The following is a 14,258-nucleotide window of genomic DNA, read 5'->3' as shown; positions in this document are numbered from 1 at the left end:
ATGCTCAATATTGGAATGACCGAGCTGCTGATTTTCGGGATTATTTCGCTTTTGGTTCTTGGGCCAGATAAGCTTCCGGAAGCAGTACGTTTTGTCGGAACATGGTACGGCAAGATCAAGCGTATGGTGAGCAATGTTCAGAATGATCTTGATCGTGAATTGCGCCTGTCTGAGCTACGTGAACAGATGCAGGCTGAAATGCAGCGGATTCAGGAACTGGAGGCCAAGATGCAGGCACAAGTGGCTAATTTGCAGCAGCCGATTGTAAGCGATGAAGTAAAAATAAAATCGCAAGCTGTCCAGCCCTTGCTCAGCTATCAGCCGGTGATACAGCCTGTATCACCCGTGTATTTACCCAAGCCTACAGCAATTCAAACCGTGATTTCCGAACAACGCTATACAGAAATGAAGGTGGCCGTATGACATCCTTGCCGACCACACCAGCCTCCAATGATGCTGCAGCACTGAACCTCGAACAGATGCCGATTACCCAGCATTTGATCATCTTAAGAAAGCATCTGTTTAAAGTGGTTGCTGTCCTGATTGGCCTGTTTTTCTGCTTATTACCCTTTGCTAATCAGACTTATCAATGGTTGTCTGAACCGTTGCGTGCACAGCTACCTGCCAGTTCAACCATGATTGCCACGGATGTCACTGCAACCTTCATGGCACCTTTTAAGCTGAACTTCTTTGTCGCGCTGATGATCGCGATGCCGTTCATCCTGTATCAGCTCTGGACCTTTATTAAGCCTGCGCTGTATGCCAAGGAAAAGAGCCTGGCCTTGCCGCTTCTGATCGGCAGTATCGTACTTTTTTATACCGGCATCAGCTTTGCCTACTTTGTGGCATTGCCCTCGATTCTGCATTTTTTTATCAGTGTTTCGCCTGAAACTGTAGCCCCGATGACCGACATCAACAGTTATCTTAGCTTCTGTTTAAAGCTGTTTCTGGTCTTTGGTTTTACTTTTGAGATTCCCATTATTACCCTGGTTCTGATCTTGATTGGCGCAGTTTCGACCCAGACTCTGGTAGAGAAACGGCGCTTTATTATTGTGGGTTGCTTCTTTGTAGCAATGTTTGTGACGCCCCCGGATGCCCTGTCAATGATCATGCTGGCTGTCCCGATGTGGCTGCTGTTTGAACTGGGTTTGCTGGCAGGGAAACTGATTGAAAAACGTCGTTTAAAGACCGAATAATAATAACCAGCCAAAACAAAAAAAATATCGATTTACTCAGGCAGCTCTGGCTGTCTTTTTATTTTCTAAATTTCAATAAAATACTGATTTATTTAACTTTAATGCAACATTTTCTTAAGATTACTGTCACATCCCAGGCTTAAGGTATTGAAAACTTCTACATCACCAAGCACTTATTTTTTAATTGGGACTTTAAAATGAAAAACGAAGATATGATACCTTGCCAGGATCTGGTTGAAGACAGTAACAACTCAAATAACACGCACTTCCAAACGATTCTGGACCAATATACTAGTCGTCGTAGCTTTATTGCGAAAACTACAAGTGGGGCAATGGCATTAGCATTTGCAGCAACAGTAAGTGGTTGTTCAGATGATGATAATGATTCTGGTACTCCTGACAGTAATCCAACTACACCGCCAGACACTACTAGCCCAGATCAACATGCCTGGAGTGACCTAAAAGCACGTCCGAATAAATTAGCCTTTGAGCCGGTTCGCAAGAATACCCAAAACTTCTTCAGTGTTCCTGAAGGTTATGAGCTTAAAGTATTGTATGCAGTAGGCGATCCAATCAACCCTGCTTATCCAGAAAAGACCGATACGACCTTAGCTTCTGGTGCCTCTTACCAGTTCCGTTCAGGCGATAACCATGATGGTATGAGCTTCTTCGGTATGCATCCAACCAACAAAAATTATGCTGCGAAAGAATCAACACAAGGTTTACTTGTTTTAAACCACGAATATCTACAACAATCTCAGCTCCATACACCAGAAGGTACAATTACTATCGATGGCGTACGTCCAGAAGATCAGGTACTCCGTGAAGTGAATGCGCATGGTGTTTCTGTTATTGAGATCAGCAAAGATGCAAATACACAAGACGTTAAAATCAACTTAAATTCTAATTTTAACCGTCGTATCACTGCAGCAACCGAGATGGAAATTAATGGACCAGCGCGTGGTTCTGACCTCGTCAAAACTATTTTCTCACCAGATGGAACATTGACTCGCGGTACCTTTGCCAACTGTGGTAATGGTTATACGCCATGGGGAACTTACTTAACGGCTGAAGAAAACTGGAGTGGTTATTTCGCTCGTCAAGCCAACGACACCCGCGCTATTGCAAAAGAAGAAATTTCATTATCTCGTTATGGTCGTGGTGGTACTGATGCCCGTTCGTCTCAATACCGCTGGAATACTCCTGTTGCTGAATTAACCGGTGATAAAGGACTTTATGATCGTTGGGATATTTCAGTTAAAGGCGCAAATGCTTTAGCAGATTATCGTAATGTCATGAATACCTGTGGCTTCATTGTAGAGATTGATCCATTTAGCGCGACTACACGTCCAGTTAAACGTACTGCACTGGGTCGTTTTGCACACGAAGACTGCCGCTGTAGCAACCCTATTCCGGGTCAGCCATTAGCGTTCTATATGGGTGATGACGCGACCGGCGAATATATCTATAAATTTGTTTCTGAAGCCGTCTGGGATCCAAAAGACATTAATGGTGGTTATACCGCTGGTGATAAATACATGGATAAAGGGACATTATATGTCGCTAAATTCAATGATGACGGTACAGGTGAATGGCTAGAACTGACTCATGGCAAAAATGGTTTAACTGCTGCCAATGAAATCTATCCGTTTGCAGGCCAAGATGACATCGTCATCAATGCCCGTCTTGCTGCTGACCATGTAGGTGCGACCAAAATGGACCGTCCAGAATGGGTTGCAGTGAATCCCGAAAATGGTGAAGTCTATGTAACGCTTACCAACAACGGTAACCGTGGACGTGCTTACCCAACCGATGCAGCCAACCCACGTAGCTACATCGACTTTAAAGGCTCGTCAGCTAGCAACTCAGGAAACATGAATGGTCATATCATTCGTTTCAGTGAAGCTAAAAACACAGTTACAGCAACAAGTTTTGCTTGGGATATTTTCCTGTTCGGTGCAGAAGCACGTGCTGCCTCTAACATCAACTTGTCAGGTCTGGATGATTTAAATGACTTCTCCAGCCCAGATGGCATGTGGTTCGATCCGCGCGGAATTCTGTGGATTCAGACCGATGATGGTCAGTATACCGATGAAACCAACTGTATGATGCTGGCAGCACTTCCGGGTACTGTAGGTGATGGTGCTAAAGCGCTTGCAGCCAGCACCAAAGCAGAAGGACAGGAAACCTTTGTTGGTGCCAAACTCAGCAATGATCGTGTTCGTCGCTTTTTGACTGGTCCATCGGGTTGTGAAATTACCGGCGTGACTATTACCCCGGACTATAAAGCGATCTTTGTCAACGTTCAGCATCCAGGGGGTGCATGGCCAGCCAACCAAAGCGAGCGTTATAGCCGTTTAGGCAAAGTACCTCGCTCTGCAACTGTGGTCATTACCCGTAAAGATGGTGGCGCCATTGCGGGTGAGGCTTTGGAACAAGCGAGCGTATAAAAAAAGCTGTTATTCAAAAATGCCGACGTCAAGTCGGCATTTTTTATATCCGGTGATTATTTCAGGCTAATTATTTTCTCAATAGTTTGACCTGCGGTCGCACCTTGTTGTGACTTCTCGATCCAGTGCCATCGTCCCTGCTGCATTCTCAAAAAATTGGAGCATCGGGTGCCATAGGCCGGACTCTGGATAAAAGTCGAAGACAGCAGCTGTTCCATTTCAACCGAGATGCCGGTGTCTGGCAGAAGTTCAGGAATCACCTTGCGTTCGTCTTCCAGAATATCCCAGACTGCATGACACAAATCGTAAGCGTCCGCTGAACACACCTTCTGAATTCATCCTATAAGCCTTAATTTAGTCCCCACTTAGAAACAAGTGGGGACTAAAATTTATGACTACAAATCACCAGACATCCATCGCATCTCTTGCGAAAAAACGAAGAACATACAGTGCTGAATTTAAACAGCAGATCGTTCAGGCTTGTAAAGCACCAGACGTTTCAATTGCTTCAGTCGCTTTGCAACATGGATTGAATACAAATCTTGTATCCAAATGGATTCGCTTAATTGATGCTAAGCCAGGGAATGATCGCTCACCACTACCGAATAAACCTGCATTTATTGCCTTATCTTGCTCTGCACCATTAGATCCTACTCCTACTGACATGTTAAAGGTTCAAATTACTTTACCCCACTCAAAAGCAGAAATTGGCTTGAAATGGCAAGTATCAGAAATATCTGCTTTAGCAGAATTACTCAAGGCACTTGCAACATGATCCGTATCGATGAAATCTGGTTGTCTACCCAGCCCATGGACATGCGTGCGGGTATGGATACGGCCATGGCGCAGATTATGAAATCCTTTGGTTCAATCAAACCGCATTGTGCTTACCTGTTCTGTAATAAACGTGGCCATCGTATGAAAGTACTGGTACATGATGGACTGGGCATCTGGCTGTGTGCCCGGCGGCTGGAACAGGGCAAATTTCACTGGGCTCAAGTTCACCAAGGTGAAACCGTAGCCCTCAGCCCGGAACAGTTACAGGCACTGATCCAGGGTTTGCCCTGGCAGCGCATTGGACGACAGCAGGTGGTGACGATGCTTTAAACCAGACTGTTCCATTCTGCTATTCTCCAAACGTTCTATTTCATTCTTCTCATGACCTCAGGCATACTGCGGTCATGAATACGCTGCCTGACTTAAGCCAACTGACCCATGAACAACTGCTGGAATTCACCAGACAGTTGGCGCTGCAGCATCAGTCTCTAGCACAATCAAACCAGCAATTAGATGCCAGAGTTCAACATCTTGAAGTCACCAATCAGCAATTAGATTCTAAAGTTCAACATCTTTCTATTCTCAATCAAAAATACGAGCATGAACTCGCACTATTTAAACAGCACAAATTCGGCAGTAAAAACGAACATCTCACTGCAAAACAAATCCACCTGTGGGATGAAGCGGTTGAAGAAGATATTGCCGCGGTTGATCTAGAACTGGAACGGCTAAATGCAGATAAAACCGATGCAGTGACACACAAAGCCAAAACCAATAAACCTAAACGTCGACCACTGCCAGATCATCTACACACCATCCGTATTGAGCATGAACCTGCATCAACCCAATGTGCTTGTGGCTGCCAACTCCGTCGTATCGGCGAAGATGTCAGTGAAAAACTGCATTTCAGACCGGCACAGTTCTATAAGGAACAGCATGTGCGTGGTAAATGGGTCTGTGATCAGTGTGACACTCTGACTCAGCAAGCGATGCCCGCCTATGTGATTGATAAAGGTATTGCTTCACCTGAACTGCTCAGCCATGTTTTGGTATCGAAATATGCCGATCATTTGCCGCTGTACCGTCAACGTCTGATCTATCAGCGGGCGGGAATCGAACTTTCTAGATCAACTTTATCTGACTGGATAGGTCGCTGCGGTGTAGAACTGGAACCTCTGGCCAATGCCTTAAAAGAGGTGGTACTACAACAGCAGGTGCTGCATGCAGATGAAACACCGGTCACCATCATGCGGATGGGTGAGAATGATAAAAAACCGAAGAAAGGTTATGTCTGGGCCTATGCCACTACACAGTACAATCCAGTTCAGGCGGTGATCTATGACTTTCAGGATAGTCGTTCAGGCCAGCATGCTGCAGAGTTCTTGAAAGGCTGGCAGGGTTATCTAGTCTGTGATGATTACAGTGGTTATAAAGCACGCTTTAAATCAGGCCAGGTCATTGAGGTGGGCTGCATGGCCCATGCACGTCGTAAATTCCATGAACTGCATGTAACTGGGAAAAGTCAGGTCGCTGAACAGGCATTAGTGCTGATTCAGAAACTGTATGCGATAGAAGCAGAACTCAGGAAAAAGACCGATGGTACAGCGGAAGACCGCCGCGAATACCGACAACAGCATAGTCAACCAGTGATGCAACAACTATATGAATGGCTCAACCAACATCATCTGACAGTGCCATCGAGTTCTCCCACCGCCAAGGCCATCAATTACACTCTGAAGCGTTGGCCAGCTTTAAGCCGCTATCTGGATGATGGCAATCTACCTATTTGCAATAATTGGGTCGAGAATCAGATGCGTCCCTGGGCGTTGGGGCGCAAGAACTGGCTGTTTGCAGGTTCGCTGCGCAGTGGTCAGCGAGCGGCAAACATCATGACGTTAATCCAGTCAGCAAAGCTGAATGGCTTGGATCCGTATGCCTATTTAAGTGATGTGCTGAAAAGGCTGCCGACACATAAAGTGACCCAGATTGAAGAGTTACTGCCACACTGCTGGAAACCTAAATCGAATTAAAAATTGGTATGGGATTCAGCGGACGCTTACCACAAATCTGCTTCTGCGATCTCCAGTTGTTGCAGCATCGGTAAAAATTCCTGGGTAAAGCGTTTACGTAAATGTCGGGTCTTGTACCAGTCTTCGCTCATCAGGCCATTCGAAACCACATAGACGCCATGGGCCAGTACTTGTGGTGCTTCACCGCGATTGCTCATATACACCGCCTGATCTTGATCGCCGATAAACAGGTTAAAGCCGGCATAGTCACACTGGCGTTGTTCCAGATCTTGAGCAAAACGAATCGGCGTTAAGTCAGAATCTAAAAAGTTCTGGATGATATGTCCACGTGAAGTCGGATAATGCCCTTTGTCCTGCCCATCACGAAAATTGGTAATCACCGCCCAGCGACTGGAAGCCGTAATCCCCATCCAGGTGCCGCCCGACTGTAGATCCTGTCCGGCAATTATCGGACTATTCTCCCATTCATGCAGCTCCTGCGTAGGACGCTGATAGAACTCATCCCGATTTGAAATCAGACATAATGAGCTCTGATCCAGAACCCGCCAAGCCAATGCCACGATACACATAATTTACGCTCTCGATCTTTACACATTGAATGTACAACATTTTTCTTTGCTTTAAGCTAAAATCTGTGCAAAACAGAATCACAAGGAACAGGAATGCTCACCTATCCCAATATTGATCCCGTCGCGATTTCGCTCGGGCCCTTACAAGTCCACTGGTATGGACTGATGTACTTACTGGCATTTTTATTTGCCTGGGGATTGGCGACGTTTCGCGCCAAACAACGTGGCTGGACACCGGATATGGTGTCTGACCTGATTTTCTTCGGTGCACTCGGTGTGATCATCGGTGGCCGTGTCGGTTATGTCTTCTTCTACGGTTTTTCTCAGTTCCTGGCCGATCCTTTATGGCTGTTCCAGATCTGGACCGGCGGTATGAGTTTCCATGGCGGTTTCCTCGGGGTCATTCTGGCCATGTTGTGGTGGTGCAAGAAATATAAGATGACCTGGTTCCAGACTCTGGATTTTATCGCACCTTGCGTACCGACAGGCTTGATGTTTGGCCGAATTGGTAACTTTATTGGTGGCGAACTGTATGGCCGTCAGGTCACCGACCCAAACTTTGCCTGGGGCATGATCTTTCCGACCGATCCGCTGCAACTGGTTCGTCATCCATCTCAACTCTATCAGGCACTATGTGAAGGCCTGATCCTGTTTATTATACTGTGGTGGTTCAGCTCGAAGCCACGTCCACGTATGGCAGTTTCTGCGCTGTTCCTGATCGGTTATGGCTTGGCACGTTTTGTGGTTGAATTCTTCCGTGAGCCGGACAATGGCCAACTGTTTATTGGCTGGATGAGCAAAGGACAATTCCTGAGCCTACCAATGATCCTGATTGGCTTGTGGATGATGTGGTATGCCTATCAGAAGAAAATATATGACTGGGGTCCACAAAAAAATAGCTGAGAAAATCGCGTAATTTAGCGAGGCAAAGGCCTCGCTTTTTTATACTCAAAATATGCTAAAGTGCCGATTATCTCTTCTATTCTTTCATCATTATGCTTGAGTTCTGGTTTAATCCGCAGGTATCTGTTCTCAAAAAACTATTGATCTTTATTGTGATTGCAGCGACAGCTGCAGGCTTGTACTGGATGGAACCACTGCCCTTAGATTCTATTTTGATGTTTGTCGGTACCGGCATCATTTTTCTGATCTGTCGTTACTGCAAAATCCACTTTGCCAGCAAAAATCCGACCGGTTTGCTGTATAGATTACTGACCTGGATTCCAATTGCCTTATTGATTGCTTTAGTTTTTATGAATATGCAACAGGGCGAAATCCTGATTCCGGGTGCACAAGGCATTGCCTTTATGGCACTGGCAATTTGTCTGTTTTCTCCACTGTCCCTGCTCAATCAGAACAAATCAGATTCGGGTTCACCCCATGCTTGAATTTTGGTATTCGGAACGCTGTAGCCGTCAAATCAAACTCATCGTTGTCATCGCGACCTGTATTTTTATTTATGCGGCATCGACTGTGGCCCAGTTAGATCCGGTATTTGTGGGGGTGAGTTTAGCGATTGGAATTGTCGTGCATTTACTGCACCATTTCCGCCTGAAAATCTCAAAATCCAATCCCTATGCAAATGGCTTTAGCGCCTTGAGCCGGGTCATTCCCATCATTGCCTTAATTACCCTGTTTGGCTATTTACCAGAACAGCACCAGCAATGGGGCAAATTTGCCTTGGGTCTGCAATGTCTTGGCTTTGCCGCGATTGGATTATTTATCGTTTCAATCTATGAAAGCCGTGCGAAGCGTTTTGAGGACTGATCACTTCGCAGTGTTTTCTTAGAAGTAAGTTTCCAGACGATAGTAACTATAAGTCACGTTTTTATTGCGATAAACCGCATGATCTCGCTGTTTAAAATCCGATACCCAGGCACTACCTGAATAAGCCGCGATATGTCCATATTTATGTCCCTGAGTACGGTCAATAATATAGATATCGCCTTTTTTCGGCCGATCAAAAGAAGCATTAATTTTCTTATAACCCAGCTGCATCAGGGTACTTCCCCAATCTGCTGCTGCGACCGGATGATTCACAATTTTCGCTCCAGAAGATTGCAGACCGACACGAATACTGCGCGCACATTTCTGTGTACTGGTATTTCGGGTAATGCCTTGCAGATAACTGGTAAATTTCTCGATATTGATACGATGGCCATTGCTTACGCCTGAAGCGTTACGGACAGTGGCTTTTTGGGATGACTTTTTAGGTCTTTGCTCCGATTGGGAACGCACCATGATATTCGCTTGGACAGGAGCATATACTTCGCTCATGTTTACTTGATGATCATAGATCATGCCTTACCAACCGCTCCTCGCCTGTAATTTAGGCTTTCATATTGTTAACAAGCCGAGAATACTAGTCGTTTAAATGTTATCTTTCACATTAAAAATGTAAATAAATTTGTCTATTTTTGCGGCATTCAAATTAAGCCGTTCTTTCTAATACAGTTACAAAACCCATTATCTTTGCAAAAAAAAATGTAAAGCAAAGCTAACTCCGACGCCTTGCAAAGCGTTTTCAGCCTGAAATAGAGAAAATGAGCCGTTACTTTTTTCTACTCAAACGTGTGGATTTAGTCTGTAGCTCGGCCATTTTCAGACAGCATTTCACTACATGATTACATCATTTTGAGCTTTAGACCCTGTATTACACTGATGAGGCATTTTTAATGTTGAACTAAATGGAGAAGAAAAATGAGTCAGACTTTAAGCACCGTTTCAAATTTTAATTTAGAACAATATTTAGGGACCTGGTATGAAATTGCACGCTTGCCGATGAAGCACCAACCTGAAGACAGCACCGATATTTCTGCTGTCTATAGCTTGAATGAAAATGGTAAGGTTCGGGTTCAGAATCGCTGTCTGGATGGTGATGGCAAACTGGAGGAAGCTATTGCTGAAGCAACCATTGTCGATGCAGAACATGCCAAGCTTGAAGTCAGCTTTTTACCTGAAGGCCTGCGTTGGATTCCGTTTACCAAGGGCGATTACTGGGTATTAAAAATCGATCCCGATTATCAGACGGCGCTTGTAGGCGAGCCGAATAAAGAATATTTATGGTGATTGCATCGTGGTACCAGTCTGGATGAAACCACTCAACGCGAATATTTAAGTTATGCAGAATCCTTGGGTTATGATCTGTCTAATCTGATTCATACAGCGCATACTGGCCACAAAACCGCTTAAATTGCAATCAAAAGACCTCCATCAGGAGGTCTTTTTTATTCTCAATTTGGACGATGAAAGCTCATCAAAAAATGCTATGATGTGCGCAATTTAAATTGTCCCTTTCGACAGAAAATTGATTACAAAATAATCCATTTTGCTGTTAAAACGGCGATTTTTAACAGATTCAAATAGAGAGAACTATGCGCCAATATCTTGACCTTTTACAACATATCCTCGACAACGGCGGCGATAAAGGCGACCGTACCGGTACAGGTACACGTTCGGTATTTGGTCATCAAATGCGCTTTGATCTTTCGCAAGGTTTTCCTTTACTGACCACCAAAAAAGTTCATTTCCGCTCTATCGTGATCGAACTGTTGTGGTTCCTGAAAGGCGATACCAATGTTCAATATTTAAAAGACAATAAAGTCTCGATTTGGGACGAATGGGCAACCGCAGAACAGACTGCGCGTTTTGGCCGTCCTGAAGGCGAACTGGGTCCAGTTTACGGCCACCAATGGCGTAATTTTGGGGCCAGCAAAAATGCAGACAATAGTTATAATCAGGACGGTTTTGACCAGATCAAATGGTTGATCAATGAAATTAAAACCAATCCAAATTCGCGCCGTCTGATTGTATCGGGCTGGAACCCGAATGAGGCAGGTCAGGTCGCATTACCACCTTGCCATACCCTGTTCCAGTTCTTTGTACATAATGGCAAATTATCTTGTCAGTTGTATCAGCGCAGTGCCGATGTTTTTTTGGGTGTACCATTTAATATTGCCAGCTATGCTTTGTTGACGCATATGATCGCGCAAGTCTGTGATCTGGAGGTCGGTGACTTTGTCTGGACTGGCGGCGATACTCATTTGTACAGCAACCACTTCGAGCAAGCACAGTTACAGCTCAGCCGTGAGCCATTAGGCCTCTGTCAATTAAAACTAAATCCTGAGATCAAAGACCTGTTCGATTTCAAATTTGAAGATATCGAAATTGTCGGTTATGAATCTCATCCAGGAATTAAAGCCCCTGTCGCTGTTTAATTTTCTTTATTATAAAGTTCCCTCTCCTCTTAGGAGAGGACTAGGGAGAGGCCTTTTACCACACGTAAATCGCCAACTCCTTTCAAAATTATTCCTAGCCTAAAGCATGAAGGCAATCAATATAGATTTTTAACCTTTCTTTCGTACCAGTAAAAAATTATACGAAGGACTTTGGGCTTGATAAAAAGGATTCAATACATGTCATTTCAAGATTTAGAAGTTGTACACGTCGTCGCCATGGATCAGCAGCGTTGTATCGGCAAGGGCAATGACCTGCCTTGGCATATCTCTGCAGACCTGAAACACTTCAAGGAAATCACCCAAGGCGGTGTGGTGGTGATGGGTCGCAAGACACTAGAATCAATGGGACGTACTCTGCCTAAACGGGTGAACTGGGTGATTACCCGTGATCCAGACTGGGCATTTGCAGGCACCAAAGTCGCTTATAGCATTGAAGATGCGTTGAGTCAGGCCCTGACAGATGTGAAGGCTTCAGAAAAACCCGAAACCATTTTCATCATTGGTGGCGGTGAAATCTTTAAACAGACCATGAATATTACAGACCGTCTGGAACTGACCCATGTCGAACTGGATGTACAGGGCGATGCCTATTATCCAGAGATTCCAGCGGAATTTAAAAAGGTCGCTGCCGAGCAACATATCGACGACAAAACCGGCATTGCTTTTGAGTTCGCAACCTACAGAAAATAAAGCCTATTTCTCAGGAAAAAGTGATGATGCAGGGACGCGAATACATCTCCAGACATTGGAGTCTGTGGCTACTGGGCAGCCTGTTTACTTTATTCGTCCTTCTGTCGAGCCTGTGGTTCAGCCTGATGCTCTGGGTTCATCAACCTATTGGAAAAATCGGCAGCTTGATGCTGATTGGACTCTGGCTGACCTTTGCGCTGGTCGTTCTCGGGATTTATTTCACCCGGCATCTGATCTCCCGCCAAGTGGATAGCGTTCTTTATCTTCTGGCCTTTTTATTCTGTCTGCTAGGATATTTCAGTCTGGAAGCGCGTCAGGATCGAGAGTGGAATCCTGAGGTTTCCCAGCTTCTGCATTATGAGCTGCAAGGCGATCAGGTTACCTTACACAATATCCGCAACTTTGACTGGCAGGCCGATGGTCGCTATATCGAACGCTGGGAAAGCCGCAGTTTTGATCTGAATCAGATTACTGGCGTGAACATCATTACTTCCTACTGGATGGGGCCTAAAATTGCCCATACCCTGGTCAGCTTCGATTTTGCCAATCAAAAGCCACTCACCTTCTCGATTGAAATCCGCAAGGAAAAGAATGAAGAGTTTTCAGCGATTGGTGGCTTTTTCCGAAAATATGAACTGAGTCTGGTCGCATCGGATGAAAAGGATATTGTCTATACCCGTAGCAATGTCCGTGGTGAACAGGTCTATTTTTTCCCAGTCAAAATGCCGCAAGCTCAGGCTAAAGCGCTATTCAAGGAATATCTGCGTCAGGCCGATGAGCTGGCCCAAAAGCCAAAATGGTACAATACCCTGACCAGTAATTGCACCACACTGGTCTTTGATATGGTTCAGGCGATATCGCAACAACAGCTACCCTCAGATTACCGGTTGCTGGCCTCCGGCTATTTACCGAATTATCTCTATGACCTGAAAGTACTAGAACAGTCTTGGGATATGCACACTTGGTATCAACGGGCACATGTCAATCCACGGGTAGAACGCACCGCTAATCTCTCCAGTCAGGACTATTCACGCCTGATCCGGCAGGGCCTACCAAAACCCGACATGCAATAACTGTGTAGCAAATCCACTTCAATAAAGATACAAAATCAACTGGAACCTTGATCATTTTTTTGTTTATATACAAACAGCTAGTCAATGATCAGAGTATCTCTCATGCTAAAAAAATTAACTGCAATCGCGATTTTAGGCTCGGTTTTAACGGTCATGGGCTGCGAAACTGTACCCAATACAGCCACGACACAAACCGCGAATCATTTACAACTTTTGCAAAATCGTACCTGGATTGCAACCCAGATTGGCAATACTGAAATCAAGACGGTGCCAACCGCACGCAATGTTCCGAGTCTGCAATTTGATGCCAGTACCCAGCGCGTTTCAGGTTCAGATAGCTGTAACCGGATTATGGGCAGCTACACAGCAGCAAAAGACACGCTGACCCTGAGCCAGATGGCCACTACCCGTATGGCTTGCATGAACAACGATCAGCTTGATCAGAAATTTAATGAAGCTTTAGCCAAAGTGACTCATTATCAAGTGTTTGGTAAAACCTTAAAATTACTGGATCGCCATGGAAATCTCTTGATCCAGCTGGAAAGTGCTGTTCAGCCGCGTTAATACTTCCCTACAAAAAGCCTGTATGGACAGGCTTTTTTATCTTTCATACTGATGAGCTGGAATTTAACCATCAGCCCGATTGAGTTATTTAATTGAATGAGGAATCAACCATGCAACAGGCACTTTTCGGTGGGGGATGCTTTTGGTGTACTGAAGCCGTATTTTTACAGATTCAGGGAGTTCAGCAGGTCGTCAGCGGTTATGCAGGTGGTCATACGACTGAGCCAAACTATGATGATGTCTGCGGAGGCAATACCGGCCATGCCGAAGTCATTCTGATCGATTTCGATGAAAACCAGGTTAACTATACCCAGTTGCTTGATGTATTTTTTGCGACCCATGATCCAACCACATTAAACCGTCAGGGCAATGATGTCGGCACCCAGTATCGTTCTGTAATTTATTATCTGAATGATGAACAGCAGCAACAGGCGCAGCAGGCGATCGATGCCCTGAAAGCCGATGGCATCAATGTGGTGACTGAACTGAGCCCTGCTCCAACTTTCTATCCGGCGGAAGACTATCATCAAAACTTCTTTGCCAAGAACCCGACCCAGGGCTATTGCAATTTTGCCATTCCGCCAAAATTGAATAAATTACGCAGCAAATTTACGACCCTATTAAAAACCCATTAAGATTCACGAAAAATGGGCATAAAAAAAGCGACTGCA

At 45.0% G+C, this 14,258-nt stretch carries 15 protein-coding genes and 3 pseudogenes; 15 read left to right on the top strand and 3 right to left on the bottom strand.

Translation table 11 applies throughout. The features are described from left to right. The 3 genes from tatB (at position 1) to I6L24_RS05980 (ending at position 3,646) form a co-directional block, all read left to right on the top strand. Positions 1–423, top strand: a complete 423-nt coding sequence (gene tatB, locus I6L24_RS05990; RefSeq protein WP_005245947.1) for a Sec-independent protein translocase protein TatB — start codon at positions 1–3, stop codon at positions 421–423. Next, positions 420–1,196 carry a twin-arginine translocase subunit TatC gene (gene tatC, locus I6L24_RS05985; RefSeq protein ID WP_005107926.1) on the top strand — a complete coding sequence of 259 codons (777 nt, stop codon included), beginning with the start codon at positions 420–422 and terminating at the stop codon, positions 1,194–1,196. The genes tatB and tatC overlap by 4 nt, the downstream gene beginning before the upstream one ends. Before the next feature lie 197 nt (positions 1,197–1,393). Then, on the top strand, positions 1,394–3,646 hold the full coding sequence (locus I6L24_RS05980) for a PhoX family protein (RefSeq protein ID WP_153566604.1): 2,253 nt from the start codon (positions 1,394–1,396) through the stop codon (positions 3,644–3,646). A 56-nt stretch (positions 3,647–3,702) separates the two neighbouring features. Here I6L24_RS05980 and I6L24_RS05975 read toward each other — a convergent pair. Further along, positions 3,703–3,951: pseudogene (locus tag I6L24_RS05975) on the bottom strand (NRDE family protein); the annotation flags it as partial. Between the two features lie 86 nt (positions 3,952–4,037). Between I6L24_RS05975 and tnpA the strand changes: the two are divergent. The 3 genes from tnpA (at position 4,038) to tnpC (ending at position 6,453) form a co-directional block, all read left to right on the top strand. Then, entirely contained in the window at positions 4,038–4,421 is a 384-nt protein-coding gene (gene tnpA, locus I6L24_RS05970) for an IS66-like element accessory protein TnpA (RefSeq protein WP_004646130.1), read from the top strand. Next, entirely contained in the window at positions 4,418–4,753 is a 336-nt protein-coding gene (gene tnpB / locus I6L24_RS05965; protein ID WP_004646131.1) for an IS66 family insertion sequence element accessory protein TnpB, read from the top strand. Before tnpA ends, tnpB begins: the two co-directional genes overlap by 4 nt. Before the next feature lie 74 nt (positions 4,754–4,827). After that, positions 4,828–6,453 carry an IS66 family transposase gene (gene tnpC, locus I6L24_RS05960; RefSeq protein WP_216986525.1) on the top strand — a complete coding sequence of 542 codons (1,626 nt, stop codon included), beginning with the start codon at positions 4,828–4,830 and terminating at the stop codon, positions 6,451–6,453. A gap of 32 nt (positions 6,454–6,485) precedes the next feature. Here tnpC and I6L24_RS05955 read toward each other — a convergent pair. Continuing rightward, a pseudogene (locus I6L24_RS05955) lies at positions 6,486–7,022 on the bottom strand (NRDE family protein); the annotation flags it as partial. Positions 7,023–7,115: 93 nt separating this feature from the next. On the opposite strand from I6L24_RS05955, the gene lgt reads away from it, so the two are divergent. From lgt to I6L24_RS05940, 3 genes are all read left to right on the top strand, one after another. After that, positions 7,116–7,925, top strand: coding sequence for a prolipoprotein diacylglyceryl transferase (lgt, locus tag I6L24_RS05950; protein WP_005250665.1), 810 nt, complete (start codon positions 7,116–7,118; stop codon positions 7,923–7,925). Between the two features lie 92 nt (positions 7,926–8,017). Beyond that, complete coding sequence (locus tag I6L24_RS05945) at positions 8,018–8,410, top strand: hypothetical protein (protein ID WP_005250664.1); 393 nt, start codon at positions 8,018–8,020, stop codon at positions 8,408–8,410. Beyond that, the gene (locus I6L24_RS05940; RefSeq protein WP_005250661.1) at positions 8,403–8,789 is read left to right on the top strand and encodes a hypothetical protein; all 387 of its coding nucleotides are present in this window, start codon (positions 8,403–8,405) and stop codon (positions 8,787–8,789) included. The genes I6L24_RS05945 and I6L24_RS05940 overlap by 8 nt, the downstream gene beginning before the upstream one ends. 18 nt (positions 8,790–8,807) lie before the next feature. Here the strand turns inward: I6L24_RS05940 and I6L24_RS05935 are convergent, their stop codons facing one another. Further along, positions 8,808–9,323: a hypothetical protein gene (locus I6L24_RS05935; RefSeq protein WP_005107935.1), complete on the bottom strand. Its 516-nt coding sequence runs from the start codon at positions 9,321–9,323 to the stop codon at positions 8,808–8,810. Between the two features lie 399 nt (positions 9,324–9,722). Between I6L24_RS05935 and I6L24_RS05930 the strand changes: the two are divergent. From I6L24_RS05930 to msrA, 6 genes and pseudogenes are all read left to right on the top strand, one after another. After that, positions 9,723–10,214 (top strand): annotated as a pseudogene (locus tag I6L24_RS05930) (lipocalin family protein). A 182-nt stretch (positions 10,215–10,396) separates the two neighbouring features. After that, positions 10,397–11,239 (top strand): thymidylate synthase, encoded by an 843-nt coding sequence (thyA, locus tag I6L24_RS05925; RefSeq protein WP_004278429.1) that lies wholly within the window; start codon positions 10,397–10,399, stop codon positions 11,237–11,239. A 198-nt stretch (positions 11,240–11,437) separates the two neighbouring features. Then, the gene (locus I6L24_RS05920) at positions 11,438–11,950 is read left to right on the top strand and encodes a dihydrofolate reductase (RefSeq protein ID WP_005267485.1); all 513 of its coding nucleotides are present in this window, start codon (positions 11,438–11,440) and stop codon (positions 11,948–11,950) included. Positions 11,951–11,973: 23 nt separating this feature from the next. Further along, on the top strand, positions 11,974–13,023 hold the full coding sequence (locus I6L24_RS05915) for a DUF4105 domain-containing protein (RefSeq protein WP_153566605.1): 1,050 nt from the start codon (positions 11,974–11,976) through the stop codon (positions 13,021–13,023). 102 nt (positions 13,024–13,125) lie between these two features. Further along, the gene (locus I6L24_RS05910) at positions 13,126–13,587 is read left to right on the top strand and encodes an META domain-containing protein (RefSeq protein ID WP_044111866.1); all 462 of its coding nucleotides are present in this window, start codon (positions 13,126–13,128) and stop codon (positions 13,585–13,587) included. Positions 13,588–13,697: 110 nt separating this feature from the next. After that, positions 13,698–14,222, top strand: a complete 525-nt coding sequence (msrA, locus tag I6L24_RS05905; RefSeq protein ID WP_005267491.1) for a peptide-methionine (S)-S-oxide reductase MsrA — start codon at positions 13,698–13,700, stop codon at positions 14,220–14,222. Positions 14,223–14,258 lie beyond the last annotated feature (36 nt).

Source organism: Acinetobacter lwoffii, assembly GCF_019048525.1.
GTDB classification, from domain to species: domain Bacteria; phylum Pseudomonadota; class Gammaproteobacteria; order Pseudomonadales; family Moraxellaceae; genus Acinetobacter; species Acinetobacter lwoffii_K.
Note: the sequence above shows the minus strand (reverse complement) of the source record. Positions and strands in the feature narration are given on the sequence as shown.

Bases quoted from the DNA above. Each gene is read 5' to 3' on its own strand.
- thyA (WP_004278429.1), top strand. From the start codon at position 10,397: ATGCGCCAATATCTTGACCTTTTACAACATATCCTCGACAACGGCGGC.
- tnpA (WP_004646130.1), top strand. From the start codon at position 4,038: ATGACTACAAATCACCAGACATCCATCGCATCTCTTGCGAAAAAACGA.
- tatB (WP_005245947.1), top strand. From the start codon at position 1: ATGCTCAATATTGGAATGACCGAGCTGCTGATTTTCGGGATTATTTCG.
- tnpC (WP_216986525.1), top strand. From the start codon at position 4,828: ATGAATACGCTGCCTGACTTAAGCCAACTGACCCATGAACAACTGCTG.
- I6L24_RS05915 (WP_153566605.1), top strand. From the start codon at position 11,974: ATGATGCAGGGACGCGAATACATCTCCAGACATTGGAGTCTGTGGCTA.
- tatC (WP_005107926.1), top strand. From the start codon at position 420: ATGACATCCTTGCCGACCACACCAGCCTCCAATGATGCTGCAGCACTG.
- I6L24_RS05920 (WP_005267485.1), top strand. From the start codon at position 11,438: ATGTCATTTCAAGATTTAGAAGTTGTACACGTCGTCGCCATGGATCAG.
- I6L24_RS05945 (WP_005250664.1), top strand. From the start codon at position 8,018: ATGCTTGAGTTCTGGTTTAATCCGCAGGTATCTGTTCTCAAAAAACTA.
- I6L24_RS05935 (WP_005107935.1), bottom strand. From the start codon at position 9,323: ATGATCTATGATCATCAAGTAAACATGAGCGAAGTATATGCTCCTGTC.
- I6L24_RS05940 (WP_005250661.1), top strand. From the start codon at position 8,403: ATGCTTGAATTTTGGTATTCGGAACGCTGTAGCCGTCAAATCAAACTC.
- msrA (WP_005267491.1), top strand. From the start codon at position 13,698: ATGCAACAGGCACTTTTCGGTGGGGGATGCTTTTGGTGTACTGAAGCC.
- tnpB (WP_004646131.1), top strand. From the start codon at position 4,418: ATGATCCGTATCGATGAAATCTGGTTGTCTACCCAGCCCATGGACATG.
- I6L24_RS05980 (WP_153566604.1), top strand. From the start codon at position 1,394: ATGAAAAACGAAGATATGATACCTTGCCAGGATCTGGTTGAAGACAGT.
- lgt (WP_005250665.1), top strand. From the start codon at position 7,116: ATGCTCACCTATCCCAATATTGATCCCGTCGCGATTTCGCTCGGGCCC.
- I6L24_RS05910 (WP_044111866.1), top strand. From the start codon at position 13,126: ATGCTAAAAAAATTAACTGCAATCGCGATTTTAGGCTCGGTTTTAACG.